Origin of the sequence: Achromobacter sp. UMC46 (assembly GCF_014170335.1) — a bacterium.
Classification (GTDB): Bacteria; Pseudomonadota; Gammaproteobacteria; order Burkholderiales; family Burkholderiaceae_B; genus Achromobacter.
This window is the reverse complement of record NZ_LZZS01000040.1, coordinates 26,079-49,662: the sequence shown is the minus strand read 5'-3', so window position 1 is coordinate 49,662 and position 23,584 is coordinate 26,079. Positions and strand designations below refer to the sequence as shown.

The 23,584-nt window shown below is 67.0% G+C and carries 24 protein-coding genes; 19 read left to right on the top strand and 5 right to left on the bottom strand.

Going from position 1 to position 23,584, the window contains the following annotated elements; all coding sequences use genetic code 11:
* Positions 1-4 precede the first annotated feature (4 nt).
* Complete coding sequence (locus tag A9973_RS28715; RefSeq protein WP_183017006.1) at positions 5-1,846, top strand: WG repeat-containing protein; 1,842 nt, start codon at positions 5-7, stop codon at positions 1,844-1,846.
* Here the strand turns inward: A9973_RS28715 and A9973_RS28710 are convergent.
* Together A9973_RS28710 and A9973_RS28705 are read right to left on the bottom strand one after the other, a co-directional pair.
* Positions 1,843-2,004: a hypothetical protein gene (locus A9973_RS28710; RefSeq protein ID WP_255469333.1), complete on the bottom strand. Its 162-nt coding sequence runs from the start codon at positions 2,002-2,004 to the stop codon at positions 1,843-1,845. The two genes, A9973_RS28715 and A9973_RS28710, sit on opposite strands and share 4 nt — an antisense overlap.
* Before the next feature lie 83 nt (positions 2,005-2,087).
* Positions 2,088-3,020, bottom strand: a complete 933-nt coding sequence (locus A9973_RS28705; protein WP_183017005.1) for a LysR substrate-binding domain-containing protein — start codon at positions 3,018-3,020, stop codon at positions 2,088-2,090.
* 171 nt (positions 3,021-3,191) lie between these two features.
* Between A9973_RS28705 and A9973_RS28700 the strand changes: the two genes are divergently transcribed.
* From A9973_RS28700 to A9973_RS28675, 6 genes are all read left to right on the top strand, one after another.
* Positions 3,192-4,103, top strand: a complete 912-nt coding sequence (locus A9973_RS28700; RefSeq protein WP_183017004.1) for an amino acid ABC transporter substrate-binding protein — start codon at positions 3,192-3,194, stop codon at positions 4,101-4,103.
* 84 nt (positions 4,104-4,187) lie between these two features.
* Entirely contained in the window at positions 4,188-4,937 is a 750-nt protein-coding gene (locus A9973_RS28695; RefSeq protein ID WP_183017003.1) for an amino acid ABC transporter permease, read from the top strand.
* Between the two features lie 8 nt (positions 4,938-4,945).
* Positions 4,946-5,635 (top strand): amino acid ABC transporter permease, encoded by a 690-nt coding sequence (locus tag A9973_RS28690; protein WP_006227722.1) that lies wholly within the window; start codon positions 4,946-4,948, stop codon positions 5,633-5,635.
* Positions 5,636-5,698: 63 nt separating this feature from the next.
* The gene (locus A9973_RS28685; RefSeq protein ID WP_183017185.1) at positions 5,699-6,433 is read left to right on the top strand and encodes an amino acid ABC transporter ATP-binding protein; all 735 of its coding nucleotides are present in this window, start codon (positions 5,699-5,701) and stop codon (positions 6,431-6,433) included.
* Positions 6,434-6,438: 5 nt separating this feature from the next.
* Entirely contained in the window at positions 6,439-7,497 is a 1,059-nt protein-coding gene (locus A9973_RS28680) for a low specificity L-threonine aldolase (protein WP_183017002.1), read from the top strand.
* Positions 7,498-7,541: 44 nt separating this feature from the next.
* Positions 7,542-8,447 carry an EamA family transporter gene (locus tag A9973_RS28675; protein WP_183017001.1) on the top strand — a complete coding sequence of 302 codons (906 nt, stop codon included), beginning with the start codon at positions 7,542-7,544 and terminating at the stop codon, positions 8,445-8,447.
* An 85-nt stretch (positions 8,448-8,532) separates the two neighbouring features.
* On the opposite strand, the gene A9973_RS28670 is transcribed toward A9973_RS28675, so the two are convergent.
* Positions 8,533-8,829 carry an acylphosphatase gene (locus tag A9973_RS28670; protein ID WP_183017000.1) on the bottom strand — a complete coding sequence of 99 codons (297 nt, stop codon included), beginning with the start codon at positions 8,827-8,829 and terminating at the stop codon, positions 8,533-8,535.
* A 163-nt stretch (positions 8,830-8,992) separates the two neighbouring features.
* On the opposite strand from A9973_RS28670, the gene A9973_RS28665 reads away from it, so the two are divergent.
* Positions 8,993-9,889, top strand: coding sequence for a phytanoyl-CoA dioxygenase family protein (locus A9973_RS28665; RefSeq protein WP_183016999.1), 897 nt, complete (start codon positions 8,993-8,995; stop codon positions 9,887-9,889).
* Between the two features lie 206 nt (positions 9,890-10,095).
* Positions 10,096-11,259 (top strand): alpha-hydroxy acid oxidase, encoded by a 1,164-nt coding sequence (locus tag A9973_RS28660; protein WP_183016998.1) that lies wholly within the window; start codon positions 10,096-10,098, stop codon positions 11,257-11,259.
* A 72-nt stretch (positions 11,260-11,331) separates the two neighbouring features.
* Here A9973_RS28660 and A9973_RS28655 read toward each other — a convergent pair whose 3' ends face one another.
* Positions 11,332-12,174 carry an IclR family transcriptional regulator gene (locus A9973_RS28655; RefSeq protein ID WP_183016997.1) on the bottom strand — a complete coding sequence of 281 codons (843 nt, stop codon included), beginning with the start codon at positions 12,172-12,174 and terminating at the stop codon, positions 11,332-11,334.
* 217 nt (positions 12,175-12,391) lie between these two features.
* Between A9973_RS28655 and A9973_RS28650 the strand changes: the two genes are divergently transcribed.
* The 9 genes from A9973_RS28650 to A9973_RS28610 all read left to right on the top strand — a co-directional run bounded on the left by A9973_RS28650 (position 12,392) and on the right by A9973_RS28610 (position 21,524).
* Positions 12,392-13,459, top strand: coding sequence for an ABC transporter ATP-binding protein (locus A9973_RS28650; protein ID WP_183016996.1), 1,068 nt, complete (start codon positions 12,392-12,394; stop codon positions 13,457-13,459).
* A gap of 1 nt (position 13,460) precedes the next feature.
* Positions 13,461-14,348 (top strand): ABC transporter permease, encoded by an 888-nt coding sequence (locus tag A9973_RS28645; RefSeq protein ID WP_183016995.1) that lies wholly within the window; start codon positions 13,461-13,463, stop codon positions 14,346-14,348.
* Between the two features lie 15 nt (positions 14,349-14,363).
* Complete coding sequence (locus A9973_RS28640) at positions 14,364-15,158, top strand: ABC transporter permease (RefSeq protein WP_183016994.1); 795 nt, start codon at positions 14,364-14,366, stop codon at positions 15,156-15,158.
* Between the two features lie 37 nt (positions 15,159-15,195).
* On the top strand, positions 15,196-15,543 hold the full coding sequence (locus A9973_RS28635) for a (2Fe-2S)-binding protein (RefSeq protein WP_183016993.1): 348 nt from the start codon (positions 15,196-15,198) through the stop codon (positions 15,541-15,543).
* Positions 15,540-16,925: an NAD(P)/FAD-dependent oxidoreductase gene (locus tag A9973_RS28630; RefSeq protein ID WP_183016992.1), complete on the top strand. Its 1,386-nt coding sequence runs from the start codon at positions 15,540-15,542 to the stop codon at positions 16,923-16,925. Before A9973_RS28635 ends, A9973_RS28630 begins: the two co-directional genes overlap by 4 nt.
* Positions 16,922-18,094: an FAD-binding oxidoreductase gene (locus A9973_RS28625; RefSeq protein WP_183016991.1), complete on the top strand. Its 1,173-nt coding sequence runs from the start codon at positions 16,922-16,924 to the stop codon at positions 18,092-18,094. The genes A9973_RS28630 and A9973_RS28625 overlap by 4 nt, the downstream gene beginning before the upstream one ends.
* A complete protein-coding gene (locus A9973_RS28620) occupies positions 18,091-19,161 on the top strand; it encodes an ABC transporter substrate-binding protein (RefSeq protein ID WP_183016990.1) in 1,071 nt (356 codons plus the stop codon). The genes A9973_RS28625 and A9973_RS28620 overlap by 4 nt, the downstream gene beginning before the upstream one ends.
* 91 nt (positions 19,162-19,252) lie before the next feature.
* Entirely contained in the window at positions 19,253-20,188 is a 936-nt protein-coding gene (locus A9973_RS28615) for a glyoxylate/hydroxypyruvate reductase A (RefSeq protein WP_183016989.1), read from the top strand.
* A 502-nt stretch (positions 20,189-20,690) separates the two neighbouring features.
* On the top strand, positions 20,691-21,524 hold the full coding sequence (locus tag A9973_RS28610) for a GyrI-like domain-containing protein (RefSeq protein ID WP_183016988.1): 834 nt from the start codon (positions 20,691-20,693) through the stop codon (positions 21,522-21,524).
* Positions 21,525-21,533: 9 nt separating this feature from the next.
* Here A9973_RS28610 and A9973_RS28605 read toward each other — a convergent pair whose 3' ends face one another.
* A complete protein-coding gene (locus A9973_RS28605; RefSeq protein ID WP_183016987.1) occupies positions 21,534-22,415 on the bottom strand; it encodes a LysR family transcriptional regulator in 882 nt (293 codons plus the stop codon).
* A gap of 172 nt (positions 22,416-22,587) precedes the next feature.
* Between A9973_RS28605 and A9973_RS28600 the strand changes: the two genes are divergently transcribed.
* On the top strand, positions 22,588-23,568 hold the full coding sequence (locus A9973_RS28600; RefSeq protein ID WP_183016986.1) for a tripartite tricarboxylate transporter substrate binding protein: 981 nt from the start codon (positions 22,588-22,590) through the stop codon (positions 23,566-23,568).
* Positions 23,569-23,584: the final 16 nt, after the last annotated feature.

Genomic DNA, 23,584 nt, shown 5'->3' with positions numbered 1-23,584 from the left:
CGTGATGGGTAATCGGGCGTGGCTGGTTTTGCAGCGGGAGCCGGGTGGCCGGGCGCCGTCGGCGGAAATCGCCAGCGCCAACGGCAACCTGCCGACGTTGTGGCAGGTGCTGCTGGCCGGCGGCGAGTGTTTGGAGGCGGACACGTCGCAGCGCGTGTTCGGCGATGCGGGCACGGCGGGGCTGGCGGTTGTGGCGCGTGCGGCGCATGACCGCGTGTGCGAGGTCGCGGCGTTTTTGCTGTCGCAGGCGGCAAGCGATGATGCGCCCTATTGCCTGCAACTGGATGCCGTCGCCATGTTTCTGGCGGAACGGATCGACCAGGAGTCCGACGAGGAGTCCGACGGCGCTGGCTTGTGGATAAACGCGAACCTGGACGAACTGGCCTGGATGCATGAGGGCGGCGCAGCCGCGTATCCCGATCACGTGCGCACGTTGTGCAACCGGCGTTGGCAAGCGCTCTGCGACGCCATGGCGGCGGAAGACGTGGCGGGCGTGCTGCGCTTGCTGGAGGTGCGCGATGTGAATGACGACGCCGGCTGGGCGTGGCGATTCGGGTCGGGCGGCCTGGACCACCCCTATTTTTCCGAGCAGGAACCGCCGCGCAGCGTTCGCTATGAAGACTTCGAAGAGGACAGCGAAGACGACAGCGAAGAAGACGACGAACATGGCGACGAACATGGCGACGGCACGCACTTGGGCGGCGGCCTGCATCGCTTCGCTGTGGACAACGTGTGGGGCGTGCGCGTCGGCACCGTCGATGGGGGACAGGTGGTGCTGGCGCCCCGCTTCGACACCATCTGGGCATTTGAAGACGGCGTCGCGACGGTGTTGAAAGACGACAAGCTTGGCTTGATCGACACCGATGGTCGCGAGTTGATGCCGTGCGTGCTGGATGAAGTATGGAGTTATGCACAGGGTCTGGCGATGGCGCGCGTCGGCACGCAGATGGGCTTTGTGGATAACCAGGGGGCGTGGGCGATTTCGCCCCGGTTCGAGTCGGCGGGCGATTTTTCGCCAGGCGGTTTGGCGCCCGCCTACGAGGGCGGAAAGTGGGGCCTGATTGACCGGCGTGGCGCGTGGACGGTGCCCCCGCAGTGGGAAGACATCAACTGGGATGACGCGCTGCATGCTTACGTGACGCAGCGCGGCGACCTGTACGGCTTGGTCGACAAGCAGGGCCTTCAGGTGCTGGACGCGTCGTACGCGGCGATGGGGCCGGTGGATGCGGCGGCGGATGCTGCGGCCTTGTGGGCCCACGATCAGATGCGCGTGCGCGTGTTGACCGACGACGGCAAACGCGGAATCGTGGACGGTCGGGGCGAGGCGATCGTGCCCGTGGCTTATACGGATGTGGGCGAAATCATATGGCTGCCGTCAGACGACCCTGCCGAGATTCCGCCCCCGCCACGTGGGCAGGAGGGCCGCTACGTGCGGGTGCTGCAGTGCGTGGAACATGGAGAGTGGGACGAATGGTTCGAAGGCGCCTATGACATGCGCGAGCGCCGTGAAGTGCTGCCGTGCGCGCAGCAGTTGCTGTTCGGGCTGAAGTGGGCGGCGAGCTACGGCTGGCTGTGCGCGGTGTCGCCTGACACCGCCGGCGGGCACAGCGTGGATGGCTTGCATGTCGGCATCGCGGACGCGCACGGCGCCTGGCTGCATGAACCGGTCTATGCGTGGATCGGCGCGCCGGCATCGCTGCGCACGGGGGACGGCGTGGATGGCGGACCGCGGGCGATCGCGGCAAACTGGGCCCGGGGCCTGCCGGTACAAGCGCTGCGGGCGGACACGGGCGAGGTCGCGTGGCTGCATGCGGACGGCCGGACCGGCGTGGCGCCTGCCGTCTAACCTGGCGGATAGGACCGGTTCAGGCCGCGGAAGGACGTGGTGAACAGCGTCTGCACCTTGATGTCGGCGCCGAACTTCTGCGACGAGCCGATGTAGCGGTCGGCTTCGCCGGCCAAGGCGTCACCGTCGTCTTCGGCCTTCGACAGGAAGCGCAGCACGATGCGGGGCGCGTGGCGCCGCAGGTGTTCGCGCGTCCGGCCGCCGTGGGCGCTCGCCCCACCACCCGGCCCGCCTTCCCCTTTCAGCGCGCCGGCCGCGTCTTCAGGTCGGCCATCTCTTCGCTCATCAGTTGGTGCGCATAGCGCGAGAACACGCTGACCAGCCGCGTGCGGGTGTGGTACGGCGGGTACAGCAACGCTACCGTGACCGGCACGGACGGGCTGAAGGGCCGGACCTCGACGCCGTTGGCCTCGTATTCTTCGCGGGCGGCCAGCGGGTTGATGAGCGCCACGCCCAGGCCGGCGCCCACCAGCGCGCACACCGATGAGCCCAGCCCCGCTTCGGCCACCGTCTGCCGTTCCACCTTGGCGGCCTTGAAGACGGCGTCGATCTTCTCGCGCAGCGGGGTGGCGCTGGGGAAGGCGATGAACGGCTCGCCGGCGAAGTCGGCGGGTTTCAGCTTTTTCAGCTTGGTCAGCCGGTGCCCTTTCGGCAAGACCGCCACGCAGCTCATCGTCAGCACCGGTTCGACCTGGATCCCGGGGCTGTCGCCCGACAGCATGGCCAGCCCCGTGTCGCAGAACCCCGAACTGATCCAGTTGTGCACCGCGCTGGCGTTGCCGGAGTGGATGGAGACCATCACGTCCGGGTATTCCGTCTTGAAGGCCGCGACGATGCGCGCCAGGATGCCGCCGGCCAGACGCGGCATGGCGGCCACGCTCAGGCGGCTGGCGCTGAACGAGCGGATGCTGGCCGCCGCCGACTCCAGTCCGGCCAGGCCGATGAAGGTTTTTTCGACCTCCTGGAAGAAGCGCGAACCGTCCTGCGTGGGGCTCAGGCGGCTGCCGTTGCGGTCGAACAGGGGAAACTGGGTGATCGCTTCCAATTGCGCTATTAAGCGGCTAACGTGCGGCTGCGAGGTATGCACGCGCCGCGCGGCGGCCGTCATCGAGCCCGTCATCATGACGGCTCGGAAGGCCTCGATGTGTCTTAAGCCCATCCGTGGAATGGCCATATCAAATCCGTATAGAGGAATACCTGATTGGAACTGGATAAAACCATACTGCTAGTTGATACTTTTTGCCAGCCGCGGGGCTCATCGCGGGACGCGGCGGTCGCCAAACCTTCTGGCGCCGCCGATCGTGAATACAAACACGCGCCGCACGCACGGCGCCAAGGGAATCAGATGAAAGCATTTGCCGCGATCTCCGTCGCCGCCGCCCTGCTGGGCAGCGCCGCCACCGTGCACGCCGAGGGCCCCAGCCGCCTGGACAAGATCCGGGAAACCGGCGTGATCACCATCGGCCATCCTGAGACCTCGGTCCCCTTCGCCTACCTGGACGGCAACCAGAAGCCGGTCGGTTACACGGTGGAGATCTGCCAGGAAGTCGCCCAGTACGTGAAAGCCGCGCTGAAGCTGCCCAAGCTGGACGTGCGCTACAACCCGACGACCTCCGCCACGCGCATTCCGCTGCTGGCCAACGGCACCATCGACCTGGAATGCGGCAACACCACCAATAACGTGGACCGCCACAAGCTGGTGTCGTTCGCGCCCACGACCTTCGTGGCGCAGGTGGTGCTGGTGGCGCGCAAGGACGGCGGCGTAGATCCCAACAACCTGGAATCGTTCCGCGGCAAGACCATCGCGGCCCAGGCCGGCGGCCAGACCTTCCGGCTGATTTCGGGCTTGAACGCCAAGGGCAACCTGGGCATCACCATGGCGCCCACGAAGGATACCGCCGAGACCATCCTGATGGTGGAATCGGGCCGCGCCGCGGGTTCGGCCAATGACGACGGCATTGCCTACGGCGCCGTGGCGTCCTCGAAGAACCCGGACGCGTTCGTGATCGGCAAGAAGGGCCTGGAAATGGCCCCCTACGGCATCATGGAGCCCAAGGACGACCCGGCCTTCAAGAAGGTGGTGGACGACGCCGTGCGTGACTTGATCAAGACGGGCAAAGTGGCCGCGATCTATGACAAGTACTTCAATTCGCCGATCCCGCCCAAGCAGATCAACCTGAAGTATCCGATGAGCGACGCCCTGAAGCGCGCGCTGGCCAACCCGACCGATTCGGGCGACCCCAAGGCATACGAGTAAGCAGGTTGCCCGCGGGACGCCACGCGCGTCCCGCGGCGGTTTTGGGGCAAGGCGCCGCGGCCGGCGCCGATCTAGGGCACAGGCATGAATTACAACTGGAGTTGGAGCGTCTTCCTGGAGATGTCGCCGGACGGCGTGCATACCTTCCTGGAAACGATCCTGATCGGTGTGGGCTGGACGCTGGCGCTGGCGTTGACGGCGTGGGTGTTTTCGCTGCTGCTGGGGTCGTGGCTGGGCGTGATGCGCACGGCGCAGTCCCGGCTGATGAACGCGCTGGGCGCGACGTATGTGGAGATCTTCCGCAACGTGCCGCTGCTGGTGCAGATGTTCCTGTGGTATTTCGTGCTGCCCGAACTGCTGCCGCATGCCTGGGGCCTGGCGATGAAGCAGATGCCGCAGCCGTGGGGGCAGTTCGTGCCCGCGGTGCTGTGCCTGGGCTTTTACGGATCGGCGCGGGTGGCCGAACAATTGCGCGCGGGCATCCAGTCGCTGCCGCGCGGGCAGTTCCAGGCGGGCACCGCGCTGGGGCTGACCGAAGTGCAGGTCTACCGCTACATCATCCTGCCCGAGGCGTTCCGCATCGTGCTGCCGCCCTTGACGTCGGAATTCATGGGCACCATCAAGTATTCATCGGTGGCACTGACGATCGGCCTGCTGGAACTGACCGGCCAGGCGCGCTCCATGCAGGAATTCAGCTTCCACATCTTCGAGGCGTTCTCCGCCGCCACGGTGATCTACCTGATCATCAACGGCTTCGTCGTGCTGGGCATGCGCCTGCTTGAACGCCACGTCGCGGTTCCCGGGCTGATCGGTTCGGCCGGAAAGAGCCGCTAGGGGGCGCCATGGGTAAATTCGATTTCGATGTGATCTGGACCGCCCTGCCCTATCTGTTCCAGACGGGCATGACGTTCACGCTGACGCTGACCGTGCTGGCCGCGGTGATGGGGCTGGCGCTGGGCACGCTGCTGGCCATGATGCGGCTGTCGCGCTTCAAGATCCTGTCGGTGCCGGCGGGCATCTATGTGAACGTGATGCGCTCGATCCCGCTGCTGCTGGTGATCTTCTGGTTCTACTTCCTGGTGCCGTACATCGCGGCCTGGGTGGTCGGGTCGCCCACGCCGCTGCGCGTGGGGGCGTTCAATTCGGCGGTGATCACCTTCACCATGTTCGAAGCCGCGTACTTCTGCGAAATCATGCGCGCGGGGATCCAGTCGATCGCGCGCGGCCAGGTGTCGGCCAGCATGGCGATCGGGCTCAGCCCGTGGCAGGGCATGCGCTACGTGGTGCTGCCGCAGGCCTTCCGCAACATGGTGCCGGCGCTGTTGACGCGCGTGATCATCCTGTTCCAGGACACGTCACTGGTCTACGTGCTGTCGCTGACGGACTTCCTGGGCGCGGCCTCCAAGATCGGCCAGCGCGACGGCCGGCTGGTGGAACTCTATCTTTTCGTGGCGGTGGTGTATTTCGTGATCTGCTTCACGGCATCCCGTCTGGTCAAGCTGCTGGAAAAGCGCACCCGGGTGTTGCGCTGAGCGCCCCGGCCCCGCTATCCGTTATCCACAGGTTCTACGATGCAACTCTCTTCGACGCCTCCGATGATCGAGATCAACCAGGTCAGCAAGTGGTACGGCGCCTTCCAGGTGCTGGATGCATGCACGACGCAAGTCGGCAAAGGCGAGGTCGTGGTGGTCTGCGGGCCGTCGGGCTCCGGCAAGTCGACCCTGATCAAGACCGTGAACGCGCTGGAGCCCTTCCAGAAAGGTGACATCACGGTCAACGGCATTTCGGTGGGCGATCCGCGCACCAACCTGCCCAAGCTGCGGTCGGTGGCCGGCATGGTGTTCCAGCACTTCGAGCTGTTCCCGCACCTGTCGGTGACCGAGAACCTGTGCCTGGGCCAGGTGAAGGTGCTGCGCCGGAGCAAGGACGAGGCCCGCGCGCGGGCGCTGTCGCTGCTGGAGCGCGTGGGCCTGTCGGCGCACAAGGACAAGCACCCCGGCGAACTGTCGGGCGGCCAGCAGCAGCGCGTGGCGATCGCGCGCGCGCTGTCGATGGACCCGGTGGTGATGCTGTTCGACGAACCCACCTCGGCCCTGGACCCGGAGATGGTCAACGAGGTGCTGGACGTGATGACGGACCTGGCTGGAGAAGGCATGACGATGATGGTGGTGACCCATGAAATGGGATTCGCCCGCCGCGTCGCCGACCGTGTGATCTTCATGGACGGCGGCAAGATTGTGGAGGACTGCGCGAAAGACGCGTTCTTCGGCAATGTAGAGGAGCGTGCCCCGCGCACGCGCCAGTTTCTTTCCAAAATTCTGCAGCACTGAAAGCCATGACCCAGCGGACCCCAGCCGACCTCCCCAGCGCCCCTGTCGACCTGCGCAGCGATACCGTCACCCACCCCACCGCGGCCATGTACGAACGCATGCGCACCGCGCCGATCGGCGATGACGGCCTGGACGGCGACCCCACCGTGCGCGCGCTGGAAGCGCATGTCGCGGCGCGCCTGGGCAAGGAAGCCGGGCTGTTCGTGCCCAGCTGTACCATGGCCAACCTGCTGGCCGTGCTGGCCCAGACGCAGCGCAACGAGCAAGTCGTGCTGGAGTCGTCCGCCCACATGTTCACGTCCGAGCGCGGCGCCGCCACCTTCACCGGCCTGTTCTACCAGGGCGTGTCCGGCACCGACGGCGCGATGGACCTGAACCGGCTGGACGAGGCGCTGCTGTCGGGCGGCCACCGCCTGAAGACGTCGCTGGTGGCGATGGAGACCTCGCACAACAACGCCGGCGGCACCGTCCTGCCGCTGGACCACATGCAGGCAGTGCATGGCATGGCCAACGCCGCGGGCATCCCGGTGCACCTGGACGGCGCGCGCCTGTTCAACGCGGCCGTGGCGCTGGACGTGCCGGCAGCCGAGATCACGCAGTACGCCGACACGGTGTCGCTGTGCCTGTCCAAGGGCCTGAGCGCGCCCGTGGGCGCGGTGCTGACGGGCAGCAAGGCCGTGATGTCGCGCGCCCGCACCCTGCGCCGCATGCTGGGCGGCACGCAGCGCCAGTCGGGCATCATGGCGGCGGCCGGGCTGGAAGGCGTGCAGTCGATGACGGGCCGGCTGGTCGAGGACCATGCCCGCGCGCGCCGCTTGAGCGACGGCATCAACCGCCTGGCGCCCGCGTTGTCGGCCACCGTGCCGCAGACCAATATCGTGCAGGTCGAGACCGCGGGCACCGGCATGACCAACGCCGAATGGGTGGCCGCGCTGCAGGCACAAGGCCTGCTGACGCGGCCCTGGGGCCGCACGCGCCTGCGCTGCGTGACCCACCGCCATATCGACGACGAGGACATCGACATCGCCGTGCAAGCCTTCGCGGCGGTGCTGCAAAAGCAGTGAATCCACGCCGCCGGCGTGGGGGCGGGCGATGCGATAATGCGTAGATGACCACGACCCACCTATCCCGAAAAGACTATTTCTGCGCACTGGCGGTGGTGGTCATCTGGGGCCTGAACTTCGTCGTCATGAAGGTCGGCATGCGGGGCTTGTCCCCCATGATGCTCGGCGCGCTGCGGTTTGCGCTGGCGGCCTTCCCCCTGATCCTTTTCGTGCGCCGGCCGCAGCTGCCGTGGCACTGGATCGCGGCCTACGGGCTGGTGCAGGGGCTGGGGCAGTTCGGCCTGCTGTTCACCGCGCTGAAGTTCGGCATGCCCGCGGGCATGGCCTCGCTGGTCATCCAGACCCAGGCGTTCTTCACCTTGCTATTGGCCGCGCCCGTGCTGAGCGAGCGCGCGCGCCGCCATCATTGGATCGGTCTGGGCGTGGCCGCGGTGGGGCTGGCGGTGATCGCCGGCGGCCGCGGCGAAGGCCCCGGCCAGATGACGATGCTGGGATTCGTGCTGACGCTGGGCGGGGCGTTCATGTGGGCGGTGTCCAACATGATCGTACGGCTGGCCAGCCGCAAGTCGCCCGGTTACGACCCCTTCGCCTTCATCGCCTGGAGCAGCGCCGCGCCGGTGCTGCCGTTCCTGCTGCTGGCCGTGCTGATCGATGGCTGGGAGCCCGTGGTGGGCATGGTGACGGGCATCGGCTGGGGCGAGGCGCTGTCGGTGCTGTACCTGGCGGTGCTGGCGACGCTGGTGGCCTACACCTTGTGGACGCAGCTGCTGACGCGCCATCCCGCCGCCAAGATCGCCCCGTTCTCGCTGCTGGTGCCTGTCGTGGGGCTGTGGGCGGCGTCCATGGCTTTCGGCGAAAGCCTGCAGCCGCTGCAATGGGTCGGGGCGGGCTGCGTGCTGGCCGGCCTGATCATCAATCAGGTGGGCGGACGCTGGATGCGCACCCGCTGACCTTCCGGCTGGCGGCTCCCCCGATCGGACTACGCCATCGCGCCGAGGCGGCCCGGCGCGTCCGCGGTTGTGCCTACGCCTGCGCCTACACCTGTTCGAAGCGAATGTAACGCTTGTCGGTGTATTCCCGGCGCGTCGTGATTTCCTGCACCAGCGCGCCCGGCGGGCCGCGCCGCAACCATTCCAGCATGTGGTCCACCTGGTCGGGCGAGCCCTGCACCAGGGCCTCCACCGTGCCGTCCAGCAGGTTCTGCACCCATCCCGTCACGCCCAGCAGGTGGGCGCGGCGCACGGTGGCGTGGCGGTAGCCCACGCCTTGCACCGTGCCGCTGACGGTGACGAGGACGGTTTCGATATGGGTGTCGGAGCGAGGGGCTTGCATGGTTGTTTCCTTCGGATGATGCGCCGCCCAGGCGCAATGAGCGTAGGCGGTTGTGGCTACGGCAGATGGTCTATAGGCCCGGTGGGCATCGAAGCGATACGTTAGAGCTCATGTCAAAACGTGCCAACGGGAACACCCGCTACCAGAGCTTGGAGAAGCCATTATGGAAGAGACCAGTTTGTTGTCGGAAGCAGAGACAGCGCGCTACAGGGACCAGGGCTACCTGGCCCTGAAGGAAATGTGCCCGCAGGATGAGGTCGGATACATCCGCCGGACGCTGCTGGACCTGTTCGCGAACAAGACCGGCTACAACGAGGGGGCGCAGTACGACTTCGTCAGCCGGGACGATCCGTCCAAGCCGGCCAAGTTTCCCAGCCTCCACGATCCGCGCCATTATGCCCCTGGTCTGCTGAAGACGGCGTATCACGAGCGCACGCTGGACCTGGCGCGGCAGCTGCTGGGCGAGGATGCCGCGTTGTATGGAGAACACGCGCTGCTCAAGCCCGGCCCGCACGGTCCGGAGACGCCGTGGCACCAGGACGAGGCGTTCCGGTCGCCCGACTTCGTCTATAACGAACTGAGCATCTGGCTGGCCCTGCAGCCGGCGACGGTCGAGAACGGGTGCATGCAATTCATCCCGGGGTCGAACAAGTGGGATGTGCTGGAGCACCGCTCGCCCGGTGGCGACAAGACCCTGCACCCGCTTGAGTGCTGCGGCGACTTTGCCCGCGACCAGGCGGTGGCGGAACCGCTGGACCCGGGCGGCATCACCGTGCACGACGCGCGCACGCTGCACTTCACCGGCGCCAATACATCGCCGTCGCCGCGCCTGGCGTACATCCTGATCTACAACACCCCGCCCGTCTACAAGCCGGGGCGGCGCGAATTCCCGTGGCTGGAAGGCCGCTGGACCGACAGCCAGACCCGCAAGAAGCAATGGCACAAGCGCGGCGGGCTGGCCGTGGATGTGATGCGGCGGCTGCCGGGCGCGCGGCTGACCAGCCCGCGCTGGGTGGCGTGGGCGACGATCCGCGCGGTCAGCAAGGTCTGGCCGAGATAGCTTGGGTGGACAGGGGCCGCAGAGCCTTGGTCCGAGGGGGGCGAACGGGGCCGGCAAGCGACGCTTGCCGGCCTCGGCGCGTATACTGGGCGGCGCCGCGGGGCGTTGCCGCCCCTGCGCAGTGGCGACGCCGCCGCAGCCGGCGGCACCAGACTCCAGAAAAACGAAACGCAGCTGGCGCACCTCTATCACTCCTCAGACCTCCCATGACCGCTAACCTTTCTACGATCACCTGCATCGAAGATCTGCGCGCCGTCGCGCAAAAGCGCGTGCCGCGCATGTTCTACGACTACGCCGATTCCGGCGCCTGGACGGAAGGCACGTACCGCGCCAACGAAAGCGATTTCCAGAAGATCAAGCTGCGCCAGCGCGTGGCGGTGAACATGGAAGGCCGGTCGCTGCGCACCACCATGGCGGGCCATGATGTCGTGATGCCGCTGGCGATTTCGCCCACCGGCCTGACCGGCATGCAGCATGCGGACGGCGAGATCCTGGCGGCCAAGGCGGCTGCGGATTTCGGCGTGCCGTTCACCTTGTCCACGATGAGCATCTGCTCGCTGGAAGATGTGGCCGAAGCCACCCGCAAGCCGTTCTGGTTCCAGCTCTATGTGATGCGCGACCGCGAATTCGTGGCCAACCTGATCGATCGCGCCAAGGCGGCGGGCTGCACCGCGCTGGTGCTGACGCTGGACCTGCAGATCCTGGGCCAGCGCCACAAGGACATCAAGAACGGCCTGTCGACGCCGCCCAAGCCCACGCTGCGCAACCTGATCAACCTGGCGACCAAGCCGCGCTGGTGCATGGGCATGCTGGGCACCAAGCGCCGCACCTTCGGCAACATCGTGGGCCATGCCAAGGGCGTCAGCGACCTGTCGTCCCTGTCGGCATGGACGGCCGAGCAGTTCGACCCGCGCCTGAGCTGGGACGACGTGGAATGGATCAAGCAGCGCTGGGGCGGCAAACTGATCATCAAGGGCATCCTGGATGCGGAAGACGCGCAACTGGCGGCCGATAGCGGCGCCGACGCGCTGATCGTCAGCAACCACGGCGGGCGCCAGCTGGACGGCGCCATGTCGTCGATCGCGGCGCTGCCGTCGATCGCCGATGCGGTGGGCTCGAAGATCGAAGTCTGGATGGACGGCGGCATCCGCTCGGGCCAGGACATCCTGAAGGCCGTGGCGCTGGGCGCGCGCGGCACGATGATCGGCCGCGCCTTCCTGTACGGCCTGGGCGCCTACGGCCAGGCGGGCGTGACCCGCGTGCTGGAGCTGCTGTACAAGGAAATGGACACGACGATGGCGCTATGCGGCCGCCGCAACATCGAAGCCGGCGACCGCAGCATCCTGCTGCCGGGCACGTATCCGACCTGATCCGCCATGCGGAAAGCAGAACGGCCTGGACATCGGATGCCCAGGCCGTTTTCGTTTCCTGCCGTCTGATCGTCAGCCCGCGTTGCCCGCGCCCAGGTACTGGCTGGGACGCCGCAGGGCCGGGTCGAAGGGGTTGATCTGCGCGCCCACGGCATCGGCTTCGCGGCGCAGCATTTCCACGATCAGCGGCAGGCGCTCGTCGTTGATGCGTTCGATGGGGGCGGCCACGCTCAATGCCGCCACCGTCACGCCGTTGGGGTCGTAGACCGGCACCGCCAGCCCCGCGATATTGGGGAACACGCCCTGCCCCTGGCTGCGCGCGTACTGCCGTTCCAGGCATTCCCGGATGCGCACGCGCATCGAGATTTCGTCCACGAAACCCAGATGGTGCAGGCGCGGGATGTTGAAGCGGATGACCTCTTCGCGTTCGGCTTCCGGCAGGCTGGCCAGCAGCACCAGGCCGCCCTGGCCCATGCCCAGCGGCACGCGGCCGCCGATGTCGCCCGTGTGGGAGCGCACCGGGAAGGCGCCGTCGACGCGGTCCACGCAGACGGCGTCGAAACCGCTGCGCACCAACAGGAAGACCGTGTCGTTCAGCATGCCCGACAAGCGCAGCATGGCTGGCCGGTATAGCGAACGCAGGCTGGACTGGTGGGTGCCGGCCGCCGCCGCCAACGAGAAGAATGCCACGCTGAGCTGGTAGCCCTTGCTTTGCGCGGGCTGCTCCACCACGCCTTCCTGCATCAGGCCTTGCAGCACGCGGTGCGCCGTGGCCTGTGCCTGGCCTGTGCGGGCGGCGATGTCGGTCAGGCGCAGCTTTTCGCCCTTGGCGTCCGCCAGTACGCGCAACACGGCAAAGGCCCGTTGCAAGACGCCCAGGCCGCCGGATTCCTCGCTTGTCTCCGATTTCTTCATTCTATGAGTTCCGATAATCAAAATTGCTAGACGTATTTTTATCAGGAAATTCTAATGAATGGAATTACCGAATAAAAAATTCGATTGTTCGGAAAACCCTAATTGACCCTGGGTTTTGGCCAAACCTAGACTGCCCCATCAAATAAGCCGCCAGGGCGCCGGGAAATCCTCCCAGCCTCGGGGCGCAAGGCCCGCCACGGGCTACGGGGTTTGGAAAATGTCATTTCTGCGGCTGGACAATGTCTCGAAGAACTACGGCGACTTGCGCGTCGTTTCCGATCTGAGCCTGGCGGTCGAGCAAGGCGAGTTCGTCTCGCTGCTGGGGCCCTCGGGCTGCGGCAAGACGACGACCCTGCAGATGATCGCCGGCTTTGCCGACGTGACCCGGGGCACGATCACGCTGGACGGGCGCGACATCACCCACGCCAAGCCGAACACGCGTGGCCTGGGGATCGTGTTCCAGAGCTATGCGCTGTTCCCGCACCTGACCGTGACCGACAACGTGGCCTTCGGCCTGAAGATGCGCAACGTCGAGCGCGCCGAGCGCCAGGCGCGCGTGCGCGAGGCGCTGGCGCTGGTGAAGCTGGACAAGCATGCCGACCGCTACCCGCGCGAGCTGTCCGGCGGCCAGCGCCAACGCGTGGCGCTGGCGCGCGCGCTGGTCATTCGGCCGCCCGTGCTGCTGCTGGACGAACCGTTGTCCAACCTGGACGCCAAGCTGCGCGAAGAGATGCAGTTCGAATTGCGCAGCATCCAGAAGAAGATCGGCACCACGACCGTGATGGTCACGCACGACCAGGCCGAAGCGCTGTCCATCAGCGACCGCGTCGTGGTCATGCAGGACGGGCGCGCGACCCAGGTGGATGCGCCCTTCCGCATGTACGAGCATCCGCAAAGCGAGTTCATTTCGCGCTTCGTGGGCAAGACGAATCTGTTGCCGGGCCGGGTCACGCGTTGCGGCGCGCAGGCCGAAATCGAGACCGGCGCCCTGCGCGTGGTGGTCGACGGCGAAGGCCTGCGCCACGGCGACAGCGTGCAGCTGTCGCTGCGCCCGGAAAAACTGGTGCCGGTGCCGGCAGGCCAGGGCAAGCTGTCCTGTGTGGTCAGCACGCGCTATTTCCTGGGCAGCCAGTGGATGTACGACCTGGATTCGCCGGTGGGCGCGCTGACCGTCCTGACGCCCAACGACGGCCGCCGTCCGCACGACGACGGCGAGGCCATCGGCCTGGACTGGGCCGAAGGCGTGTTGCGCGTGTTGCGCGCCCCGGCGCAGGAAGAGGCCTGACATGGCGACGCTGACGCAATCCGGCGCTGTCGCCGGGCCCAAGCCGCGCAATGAAGGCCTGCTTGCCATCCTGGGGTCCCTGCCGCTTGCCATCGTCTTCCTGACGCTGGTGCTGACGCCGCTGGCCCTGACCTTCGTGCTGTCTTTCCGCCCGTTCGACTACAGCGCGGGCATCTTGCCCGGCCACACCTTCGAACACTACCTGGCGGTGGTCACCGACAGCTATTTCCTGGAGATCTTCTGGCGCACGTTCTGGATCGCCGGCGTCACCACGCTGATCTGCGTGCTGATTGGCGCGCCCGAGGCCTACATCCTGTCGCGCATGGGCAAGCCGTGGCGGTCGATCTTCCTGCTGGTGGTGCTGTCGCCGCTGCTGATCTCGCTGGTGGTGCGCGCCTTCGGCTGGAGCATGCTGCTGGGCCCGGGCGGCGCTATCGGCCGCGCGGCCGCCGCCTTGGGGATGGGCCCGTTGCTGTACACGCCCACCGCCGTCATCATCGGCCTGGTGCACGTGATGCTGCCGTTCATGGTGATCCCGGTGTGGACGTCGCTGCAGAAGCTGGACCCCACCGTGGAACACGCCGCGCTGTCGCTGAACGCGTCGCGCTTCCAGACGCTGACGCGCATCGTGCTGCCCCAGGCGATGCCGGGCATCCTGTCGGGCAGCCTGATCGTATTCGGCTTGTCGGCCAGCTCGTTCGCGATTCCCGCGCTGCTGGGCGGGCGCCGCCTGAAGATGGTGGCCACCGTGGTGTACGACGAATTCCTGACCGAGCTGAATTGGCCGCTGGGTGCGGCCATCGCGATCGTGCTGCTGGTGGTCAACGTGATCATCATGATGGCGTACAACCGCGTCGTGGAACGCTCTTACCGCCGCAGCCTGGGCTGACGCAAAGGAATCGACATGCAGAAGAACGGTCCCCTTGCGCTGGCGTTCAACTTCCTGGTGGTGGCGTTCGTGCTGGCGCCGCTGGTCATCGTGTGCCTGGTGGCGTTCACGCCGGACACGACCCTTACCGTGCCGACCACGAGCTTCTCGCTGCGCTGGTTCCGCGCCGTGTTCGACCATCCCAATTTCATGCAGGCTTTCCAGAACAGCCTGTGGCTGGCGTTCCTGTCGGCCACGATCGCGGTGTGCCTGGCGGTGCCTGCGGCCATCGCCATCACCCGCTACCGCTTTCCCGGCCGCGACGTGCTGAACGGCCTGTTCCTGTCGCCGCTGATGATCCCGCACCTGGTGCTGGGCGTGGCTCTGCTGCGCTTTTTCGCGCTGATGGGCATGGCGGGCAGCTTCCCGTGGCTCGTGGCCGCGCACGTCGTGGTCATCACCCCGTATGTCATGCGGCTGGTGATCGGCGCGCTGGTGGGTTTCGACCGGTCGATCGAGCACGCCGCGCTGTCGCTGGGCGCAAGCCGCGCCACGGTGTTCTTCCAGGTGACGCTGCCGCTGATCATCCCGGGCGTGTCGGGCGGCTGGTTGCTGGCGTTCATCAACAGCTTCGACGAGCTGACGATGTCGGTGTTCATCACCGCGCCGTCGACGATCACGCTGCCCGTGCGCATGTACATGTACGCCACCGAATCCATCGATCCGATGATGGCGGCCGTGTCCGCGCTGGTCATCGGGCTGACGGCCGTCACCATGCTGCTGCTGGACCGCGTGTATGGCCTGGACCGCGTGCTGGTGGGGCAGAAATGAAGATCCGTATCCAGGCGACGAGAGAGGCGCCGGCATCATGGCAATACTGAAACGCCTGGCTGAAACGGCCCGGTCCCCGGTCCCGTTCACGCTGGACGGCCAGGCCTGTACCGCACTGGCGGGCGACACGGTGCTGACCGCCGTGCTGACGCAAGCCGACTGCGTGCGCCACTCGGAATTCGGCGGCGCCCCGCGCGCGGGCTTCTGCATGATGGGCGCGTGCCAGGACTGCTGGATGCAGCTGGAAGACGGCTCGCGCGTGCGCGCCTGCTCCACCTTTGTCGCACCGGGCATGCGCCTGCGGACCACGCCGCTTGCGCCCGACGCGGTGCCCGGCACGCTGGCCGCCGAGTGTGCCGAGTGCGCGGAGGACGACGCGCCATGAGCATGGTGATGCCCGTTATTGTCGGCGCGGGACCGGCGGGCGTGCGCGCCGCCCAGGCGCTGGCCGCGCAGGGCCTGCGGCCCGTGATCCTGGACGAAGCCCCGCGCGCCGGCGGCCAGATCTACCGGCAGCCGCCGCCGGGATTCCAGCGTCCGAAAACGGCGCTGTACGGCTTCGAGCACCGCAAGGCCGACGCGGTGCACCGCGCCATGGACGCCTTGCTGCCGCAGGTGGACTACCGCCCCGGCACTCTGGTGTGGAACGTGGAGGGCAAGACGCTGGACGTCCTGCAGGACGGCGTCAGCACGGCGGTGCCGTACACGCACCTGATCCTGGCTACGGGCGCCACCGACCGCGTGCTGCCCTTTCCCGGGTGGCTGACGCCCGGCGTCTATACCCTGGGCGGGTCGCAGGTGGCCTTGAAGCACCAAGGCTGCGCCATCGGCGCGCGCGTCGCCTTCATGGGCACGGGCCCCTTGCTGTATCTGGTGGCCTATCAATACGCCAAGGCCGGCGCCAAGGTGGCGGCGGTGCTGGACACGTCGCGCTTCGCAGACCGGCTGGCCGCTTTGCCCGGCCTGCTGCGCGCGCCCGGCCTGCTGGCCAAGGGGCTGTATTACCTGGCCTGGCTGCGTGCGCACGGCGTGCCGTTGCGTAGCGGCGTGCGCCCGGTGGCGGTGCAAGGCAAGGAACGCGTGACAGGGCTTACGTATCGACAAGGCGTGCGTACGCATGCGGTCGACTGCGATGCGCTGGCCTACGGCCTGGCATTGCGTTCCGAAACCCAGCTGGCAAGTCTTGCCGGCTGCGAATTCGAATACAACACGCGTGACCGCAACTGGGCGCCACGCCGTGACGCCGCCGGACGCAGCAGCGTGCCGGGCGTCTATGTGGCGGGCGACGGCGCCGCGATCGCCGGGGCGGACGCCGCGGAACTGGCGGGTGAACGCGCCGCGCTGGCGCTGCTGGAAGACAGCAACCACCGGCACGACACGGTGCGCGCCCGCGAACTGGAAGCGCGGCTTGACGCCAATGGCCGCGTGCGCGCGGCGCTGGAACGCGCCTTCCCCTTTCCCGAGGACTGGGCGCGCGGCATCGCCGACGACACCGTCGTCTGCCGCTGCGAGGAAGTCACCGCCGGCACCTTGCGCCAAGCCGTCGCCGACACCGCCGCGCAAGAGATGAACCGCCTGAAGGCGTTGACGCGCGTGGGCATGGGGCGTTGCCAGGGCCGCATGTGTGGCGCGGCCGCGGCCGAAGTGCTGGCGCAGGCTTGCGGCCGGTCGCCGGCCGACGTCGGCCGCCTGCGCAACCAGCCGCCGGTCAAGCCGGTTCCGGTGCGCGTGGTGTGCCGGGAGCGGCAGGAAAAGGCGCCGTCATGACGCCGCGGATCGACACCGAAGTCGCCATCATCGGCGGGGGCATTGTCGGCGGCAGCGCGGCGCTGTTCCTGCGCCGGCTGGGCGTGCCCGTGGTGCTGCTGGAAGCCGCGCTGTGCGGCGCGCGCGCCAGTGGCGTCAACTACGGCGGCGTGCGCCGCCAGGGCCGCGGGCTGGAGCAGATGCCCCTGACGCGGCGCGCGCATGAACTGTGGGGGCAACTGCGGGAACTGATCGGCATCGACGGCGAGTACGTGCGCTCCGGCCATCTGAAGCTGGCGGCCTCCGCGTCCGACATGGCGCTGCTGGAAGCCTACCGCGAACGCACGCGCGGCTTCGGCATGCATCTGGAAATGCTGGACCGCCGCGCCCTGGCGCGCCGCTTCGGCTGGTTGGGCCAGGGCGTGGCGGGCGGCTCATTCTGCCCCGAAGACGGCCATGCGAATCCCCGGCTGGTGTCGCCCGCCTTCGGCCGCGCCGCCGCCGCCTTGGGGGCCGATGTACGCGAAGGCGTGCGCGTGGCCTCCGCCACGCATGACGGATCGCGTTTCGTGCTGCGCGCGGGCGACGGACTGGAAGTGCGGTCGCGCTTCCTGCTCAATTGCGCGGGCGCGTGGGCGGGCCGTTTCGCCGAGGGCTTCGGCGAACCCGTACCCGAGACCTCCATCCATCCGCTGATGATGGTGACCGAGCCGATGCCGGTATTCATGGGCGTCAGCTTAGGCATCCAGGGCGGCGGCATCTATGCGCGCCAGGTGGCGCGCGGCAATTGCGTGATCGGCGGCGGACGCGGCGAATCCTCGGACCCGGACTTCGCGCGGCCGGGCCGCGCCGGACTGGGCGCGCTGATGGCCAATGCCACGACGCTGCTGCCGGTGCTGCGCGGCGCGCAGGTCATCCGGTTCTGGACGGGCGTGGAAGGCAATATGCCCGACCACAACCCCGTGCTGGGGCCGAGCTCCACCGTGCCCGGCCTGTTCCACGCCTTCGGGCTGTCGGGGGCGGGCTTCCAGATCGGCCCCGCCGTGGGCGAAGTGTTGTCCGAACTGGTCGTACGCGGCCAGTCCTCCATTCCTATCGATGCCTTCCGCATTGAACGGTTCACGGCCGCCGCTCACGGCGCCGCGTCCCGGCCTGAGAGTGTTCGTGAGCAAACGCTGGAGTCACCATGATGGACAAGAAACAGGGCGCATCGCGCCTGACCAAGGGGAAGTGGCTGTTGGGCGCGGCGATGATGGCATTGCTGTCCGCCGGCGCCATGGCCGAGCAGAAGACGTTGTACGTCGGTATGAACGGCGGCGATATGGAGCGCGCGTTCACGCAGTACGTGTTCCCGGATTTCGAAAAGGCCAACAACGTCAAGATCGTCGTGGTGCCCGGCACCTCGACCGACGTGCTGGCCAAGGCGCAGGCCTACAAGGACAAGCCGCAGATGCACGTCATGTTCCTGGATGACGGGATCATGGCGCGCGCGATCTCGATGGGCCTGTGCGAACAGCTCAACGACGATCCCGTGCTGAAAGAGCTGTATCCCACGGCGGTGATGAAGGACCGCATGGCGGCCGGCATCGACATCGGCATGACGGGCCTGGGCTACAACACCAAGATGTTCGCCGACAAGGGGTGGGCGCCGCCCACGTCGTGGATGGACCTGGCCGATCCGAAGTTCAAGGGCCGCGTCGTGTTCCAGTCCGCGTCCGGCAGCACCTTCGGCCTGCACGGCTTCCTGATGTTCAACCGCATCCAGGGCGGCGACGACAAGAACTACGAGCCGGGCTTCAAGAAATGGCCCGACACCATCGGCCCCAACGTGCTGGAGTACATCCCCAATTCGGCCAAACTAGCCGAGATGATCCAGTCCAACGAAGCCGCGATCTTCCCGCTGACGCCGACCGCGATCGCCCGCTTGAAAAAGCGCGACATCCCGGTGGAATACGCGCAGCCCAAGGAAGGCTCGGTGATCCTGATGGTGGGTGAATGCGTCATCGCCAAGAACAGTGAACCGGAACTGTCGCAGAAGCTGGCGCTATACCTGCTGTCGGCCAGCGCCCAGGCGAAAGCGCTGGAGATGGGCGGCCATTTCCCGTCCAACAAGAACGTCCAGGCGCCGGCGGACAACGCCGACGCGCTCAAGCGTTTCCAGGGCTATATGGAAAACGCCAAGATCCTGGACTGGGATCAGATCAACACAACCCGGCCCGCGTTCAACGCCCGCTGGAACCGCACCGTCGAACGTTGATAAGATCTTGCGGCGCGCCGCCTGTGGACAAGCCGCAGGCGCGCTCCGCGCACAGTCCGGGCGCGCGCGCCCATAGAATGGAAGGACCCGCATGCGGCTCATCATCAATTCCGGCGGTCCGGCGGCCATCGACGCCTGGCGCGCGCAGTTCCGCGCCTTCGCGCCCGAGCTGGACGTGGTGGGCTGGCACGAGGACATCGACCCCGCCACCGTCGACTACGCGCTGGTCTGGGCGCCCGACGCCGGCCGGCTGGCCACCTTCACCAACCTGAAGCTCATCATCAGCGCCGGCGCCGGCGTCGACCACATCCTGGCCGACCCGCAACGGCCGCGCCACCTGTCCATCGCCCGCATGGTCACCGCCCGGACCCGCACCGAAATGGCCGAGTTCGTGCTGACGTCCGCGCTGATGCTGACCCGCGACATCAAGCGGATTGTGGACAACCAGACGCGCCGCCACTGGGAGCTGTTCGACTCCCTGCGCGTCGCCGCCGACATGCGCGTGGGCATCATGGGCCTGGGTCACCTGGGCGTGGCTGCCGCCGAACTCCTGACCCGGGTCGGTTTCCCCGTCACCGGTTGGTCGCGCGGCGCCAGCACGCTGGAAGGTCTGCCCTCCTACGCCGGCCAGGACCAGTTCGGAGAATTCCTGGCGGGCACCGACCTGCTCGTCTGCCTGCTGCCCGCCACGGACGCCACAAGAGGCATCCTCAACACCGCCACGTTGTCGCAACTTCCGCGCGGCGCCAGCCTGATCAACGCTGGCCGCGGATCGCACATGGTGACGCAAGACGTCGTCGACGCCTTGGACAGCGGCCAGTTGCACCAGGCGATCCTGGACGTCTTCGAGCAAGAACCGCTACCCGAGGATTCGCCGCTGTGGACGCATCCCGGCATCATCATCACGCCGCATTGCGCCGCGATCCCCGACCGCAAGGAACGCGCACGGCACACCGCGTTGTTGATCGCGGCCAACGAGCGCGGCGAGCCATTGCCGAACATCTACGATCCGCAGCGCGGGTATTGATAATGCGGGCATGATGGGTTACGCGCAACGCCTCGACGCAAGACACCGCGTAAGCCCCAAAAGGCCGCCCGCGCGGCCGGCCTGGGGCGGGCCCCGCAAGATCCTCCCGCCTACCCCGCCGCTTGCGAGAATCCCAAGCAAGCCGTTCGCCCCAGCTGACGGCAAAATTCCATTGACCGAGCCTGGCGTGGCGGTGTCGCGGGGTGCGCGGGGCGTCGATAAGCCCGAGGGAATCTGAAGGAACCGCCGAAGGCGGTGACGAAGATGACAAGGGGGAAGTCCGGAGCGAAGGCTCCGGACCGCAATCGTTGACCCGCGCACCCCGCGACACCGCCGCGACGGGCGTCAAAAGAAACCCTGCCCCGCCCCGCCAGCCGTCAAAACAAACCCTCGCCTCACGACACCAAGACGCCAGCCGTCAAAATAACCCCAACAATTTCCCAAAGAAAAACCGCAAAATCTGCAAACCCGCAAAAGCTACATTGCCCTCCAAGGAGCAAGCATGAAGCCCGAAACCCGAACCCTCTACGCTCAACGCCTGGACCCCGTCCTGCGCTGGCTGGCGTCTTATCCCGACGCCGACCCCGACCTGCACCAGCTGGCCGACCTGGCCTGCCTGTCCCCCTATCACTTCCACCGTGTCTACCGCGCCATGATGGGGGAAACGGTCAACGCCACGGTCCAGCGCATCCGCATGCATCGCGCGGCGGCCGCGCTGGCGGGATCGCAGGCCCCGATGAGGGACGTTGCGCAACGCGCTGGTTACGAATCCGACGCCGCGTTCAACCGGGCCTTCGGCGCCGTCTTCGGCATATCGCCGGGCCGCTACCGGGCCGCACGCTCCCTTCCCCTAGACCCTCAGGAGCTTGCCATGTACCCCATCGCCATCGAACACTTCCCCGGCGCCACGCTGGCCGCGCTACCGCATCGCGGCAGCTACCAGGACATCGGCGCCGTCTTCAGCCGCGCCTTCATGCTGGCGATGGGCCGCGGCATCGCCAGCCCGGCGACCGTCGGCTTCGGCGTGTACTTCGACGACCCCGAACAGGTGCCCGAAAGCCAGCTGCGGTCGCTGGCCGGCATGCCGGTCGCGCCCGATGCGGACCTGGGTAGCGAGCTGGAACGCTTCGACATCCCGCCCGGCCGTTGCGCCATCCTGACCTACACCGGCCCCTACAACGAAATGAGCAAGCCCTATCAATGGATGTTCTCGGAATGGCTGCCCGCCAGCGGCATGGTGCCGGCCGACTTCCCCATGTTCGAGCAGTACCTGAACGACCCGCGCGCCACCCCGCCCGCGCAATTGCAGACCCGCATTTGCCTGCCCCTGAAATAGAGGCCAGGACTACCCGAGCACGCCGGCCAGGTACTGCCGCAGCCAGGCGTGCGCGGGATCGTCCTGATAGCGCTCGTGCCAGTACAGCGACACGGCGATCGGCGGCAGCGTCAACGGCACCTTCAGCGTGACGATGCGCGCCGCGCCCGTCATCGCGCGCGCGATGCTGACCGGCATCGTCGCGATCAGGTCAGAGCCTTCCACGATGAAGGGGCACACCAGATAGCTGGACAAGGTCGCCACGATCTTGCGGCTGCGGTTCTGCCCCATCAGGATGCGGTCGATCGCGGTGCTGAAATAGCGCGTGTGCGCGGCCAGGTCCAGATGGCCATAGCGCAGATAGGCATCCAGGTTCCAGCGCTTGCGCAGGCACGGGTGGCCTTCGCGCACGATGCAGACGGCCGGCTCCTGGTACAGGAAGCGCGTGCGCAGGTCCGGCGCGGGGTCCGGGAAATACCCGGCGATCAACTCCACATGATTCGTGTCCAGCATGCTCAGCCCATGCTGCGGGCGGGCCGGCACGATCTGCAGCTGAAAATGCGGCGCGTCCACCGCCAGCCGAGGGATCAGCTTGGGCAGCAAGGTGTACTGCACATAGTCGGTGGCGTAGAGCGACAGTGTGCGCGACGAATGCGCCGGGTCGAAGGCTTCGCGCGTGCGCGTGGCCCGGTGCCAGCCTTCCAGGAACGGCTTGAAGTTCTGGTGCAGCTCCATCGCCCGCAACGTGGGCTGCCAGACGCCACCTTCACGCACCAGCAAGGGGTCGCCGAACAGCTGGCGCAACCGGTTCATCGCCGCGCTCATCGCCGGCTGGCTGATGTTCAACTGCTCTGCCGCCCGCGAGACATTGCGGCACGCCATCAGCGCGTCGAAATGCAGAAGCAGATTCAAGTCCGGATTCTTCACGGCCGCCAACCTATAAATGGCATTTATATAAATATAAACCTGTAGGACTGCTGCCATTGAAGCCGCAGGCCTAGGATGACCCTGTTGTTGCAGCGAACCAAGGGCGGACACATGATCCGGCCACAAGGAAGTTCTATCAACAAGGGGAAACCAAGCCATGAATAAAGGGCTGATACGCAGTTGCTGTCGCATTGCCGCCGGGGTCGCACTGTTCGCGGCCGCCGGATCCGCCAGCGCCGCCTGGCCGGATAAAGTGATCCGCATCGTCGTGCCGTTCGCGGCCGGCGGCTCTACCGACCTGATCGCACGCAAGGTCGCCGAAGGACTGGGCCAGCGCCTGTCCGCCAACGTCATCGTGGAAAATCGCCCCGGCGCGGGCGGCACGGTCGGCACCGAATACGTGGCCCGGCAGCCCGCCGACGGCTACACCATCCTGATGGGATCGGTCAGCACGCACGGCAGCGCGCCCTGCGTGTATTCCAAGCTGCCGTACGACGCCATCAAGGACTTCACGCCCCTGACGGTAGTGGCCACCATTCCCAATGTGATGTCGGTGAACCGGTCGGTGCCCGCCGACACGCTGCAGGAATTCGTCGCGCTGTTGAAGAAGGAGCCCGAGAAGTACTCCTTCGCCTCCAACGGCCAGGGCACGTCCAACCATTTGGCGGCCGAGCTCTTCAAGAGCACCGCCGGCGTGTCCATGGTGCATGTGCCCTACCGCGGGTCGGGCCCGGCGCTGATCGATCTGGTGGGCGGGCAGATCAACATGATGGTGGACGTCGTGATGACCTCCTACCCCTACATCAAGGACGGCAAGATCAAGGCGCTGGCGGTGACGTCGCCGCAGCGCTCGCCGATGCTGCCCAACGTGCCGACCGTGGCGGAATCCGGCTATCCGGGCTACGAGGCCATGGTGTGGTTCGGCATGCTGGCCCCCGCCGGCCTGCCGGAACCGCTGCGTGAAAAGCTGACCGACGGCCTGGTGCAGACATTGCACGCGCCTGCCATGAAGACGTACCTGGAGCAGCAAGGCGCCCTGGTGTCGGACGTGGCGGGGCCGGCCTTCGGCACGATGATCAAGGATGAAATCAGCAAGTGGTGCCAAGTGGTGAAGAAGGCCGACATCCGCCTGGATTGATCCGCCCGCTCCATAA

Excerpts from the sequence above, each read along its gene's own strand:
- A9973_RS28660 (WP_183016998.1), top strand. The coding sequence starts at position 10,096 with ATGACCGCTAACCTTTCTACGATCACCTGCATCGAAGATCTGCGCGCC.
- A9973_RS28680 (WP_183017002.1), top strand. The coding sequence starts at position 6,439 with ATGACCCAGCGGACCCCAGCCGACCTCCCCAGCGCCCCTGTCGACCTG.
- A9973_RS28670 (WP_183017000.1), bottom strand. The coding sequence starts at position 8,829 with ATGCAAGCCCCTCGCTCCGACACCCATATCGAAACCGTCCTCGTCACC.
- A9973_RS28630 (WP_183016992.1), top strand. The coding sequence starts at position 15,540 with ATGAGCATGGTGATGCCCGTTATTGTCGGCGCGGGACCGGCGGGCGTG.
- A9973_RS28705 (WP_183017005.1), bottom strand. The coding sequence starts at position 3,020 with ATGGCCATTCCACGGATGGGCTTAAGACACATCGAGGCCTTCCGAGCC.
- A9973_RS28655 (WP_183016997.1), bottom strand. The coding sequence starts at position 12,174 with ATGAAGAAATCGGAGACAAGCGAGGAATCCGGCGGCCTGGGCGTCTTG.
- A9973_RS28665 (WP_183016999.1), top strand. The coding sequence starts at position 8,993 with ATGGAAGAGACCAGTTTGTTGTCGGAAGCAGAGACAGCGCGCTACAGG.
- A9973_RS28640 (WP_183016994.1), top strand. The coding sequence starts at position 14,364 with ATGCAGAAGAACGGTCCCCTTGCGCTGGCGTTCAACTTCCTGGTGGTG.
- A9973_RS28600 (WP_183016986.1), top strand. The coding sequence starts at position 22,588 with ATGAATAAAGGGCTGATACGCAGTTGCTGTCGCATTGCCGCCGGGGTC.
- A9973_RS28610 (WP_183016988.1), top strand. The coding sequence starts at position 20,691 with ATGAAGCCCGAAACCCGAACCCTCTACGCTCAACGCCTGGACCCCGTC.
- A9973_RS28685 (WP_183017185.1), top strand. The coding sequence starts at position 5,699 with ATGATCGAGATCAACCAGGTCAGCAAGTGGTACGGCGCCTTCCAGGTG.
- A9973_RS28695 (WP_183017003.1), top strand. The coding sequence starts at position 4,188 with ATGAATTACAACTGGAGTTGGAGCGTCTTCCTGGAGATGTCGCCGGAC.
- A9973_RS28715 (WP_183017006.1), top strand. The coding sequence starts at position 5 with ATGGGTAATCGGGCGTGGCTGGTTTTGCAGCGGGAGCCGGGTGGCCGG.
- A9973_RS28645 (WP_183016995.1), top strand. The coding sequence starts at position 13,461 with ATGGCGACGCTGACGCAATCCGGCGCTGTCGCCGGGCCCAAGCCGCGC.
- A9973_RS28620 (WP_183016990.1), top strand. The coding sequence starts at position 18,091 with ATGATGGACAAGAAACAGGGCGCATCGCGCCTGACCAAGGGGAAGTGG.
- A9973_RS28675 (WP_183017001.1), top strand. The coding sequence starts at position 7,542 with ATGACCACGACCCACCTATCCCGAAAAGACTATTTCTGCGCACTGGCG.
- A9973_RS28615 (WP_183016989.1), top strand. The coding sequence starts at position 19,253 with ATGCGGCTCATCATCAATTCCGGCGGTCCGGCGGCCATCGACGCCTGG.
- A9973_RS28635 (WP_183016993.1), top strand. The coding sequence starts at position 15,196 with ATGGCAATACTGAAACGCCTGGCTGAAACGGCCCGGTCCCCGGTCCCG.
- A9973_RS28690 (WP_006227722.1), top strand. The coding sequence starts at position 4,946 with ATGGGTAAATTCGATTTCGATGTGATCTGGACCGCCCTGCCCTATCTG.
- A9973_RS28625 (WP_183016991.1), top strand. The coding sequence starts at position 16,922 with ATGACGCCGCGGATCGACACCGAAGTCGCCATCATCGGCGGGGGCATT.
- A9973_RS28650 (WP_183016996.1), top strand. The coding sequence starts at position 12,392 with ATGTCATTTCTGCGGCTGGACAATGTCTCGAAGAACTACGGCGACTTG.
- A9973_RS28700 (WP_183017004.1), top strand. The coding sequence starts at position 3,192 with ATGAAAGCATTTGCCGCGATCTCCGTCGCCGCCGCCCTGCTGGGCAGC.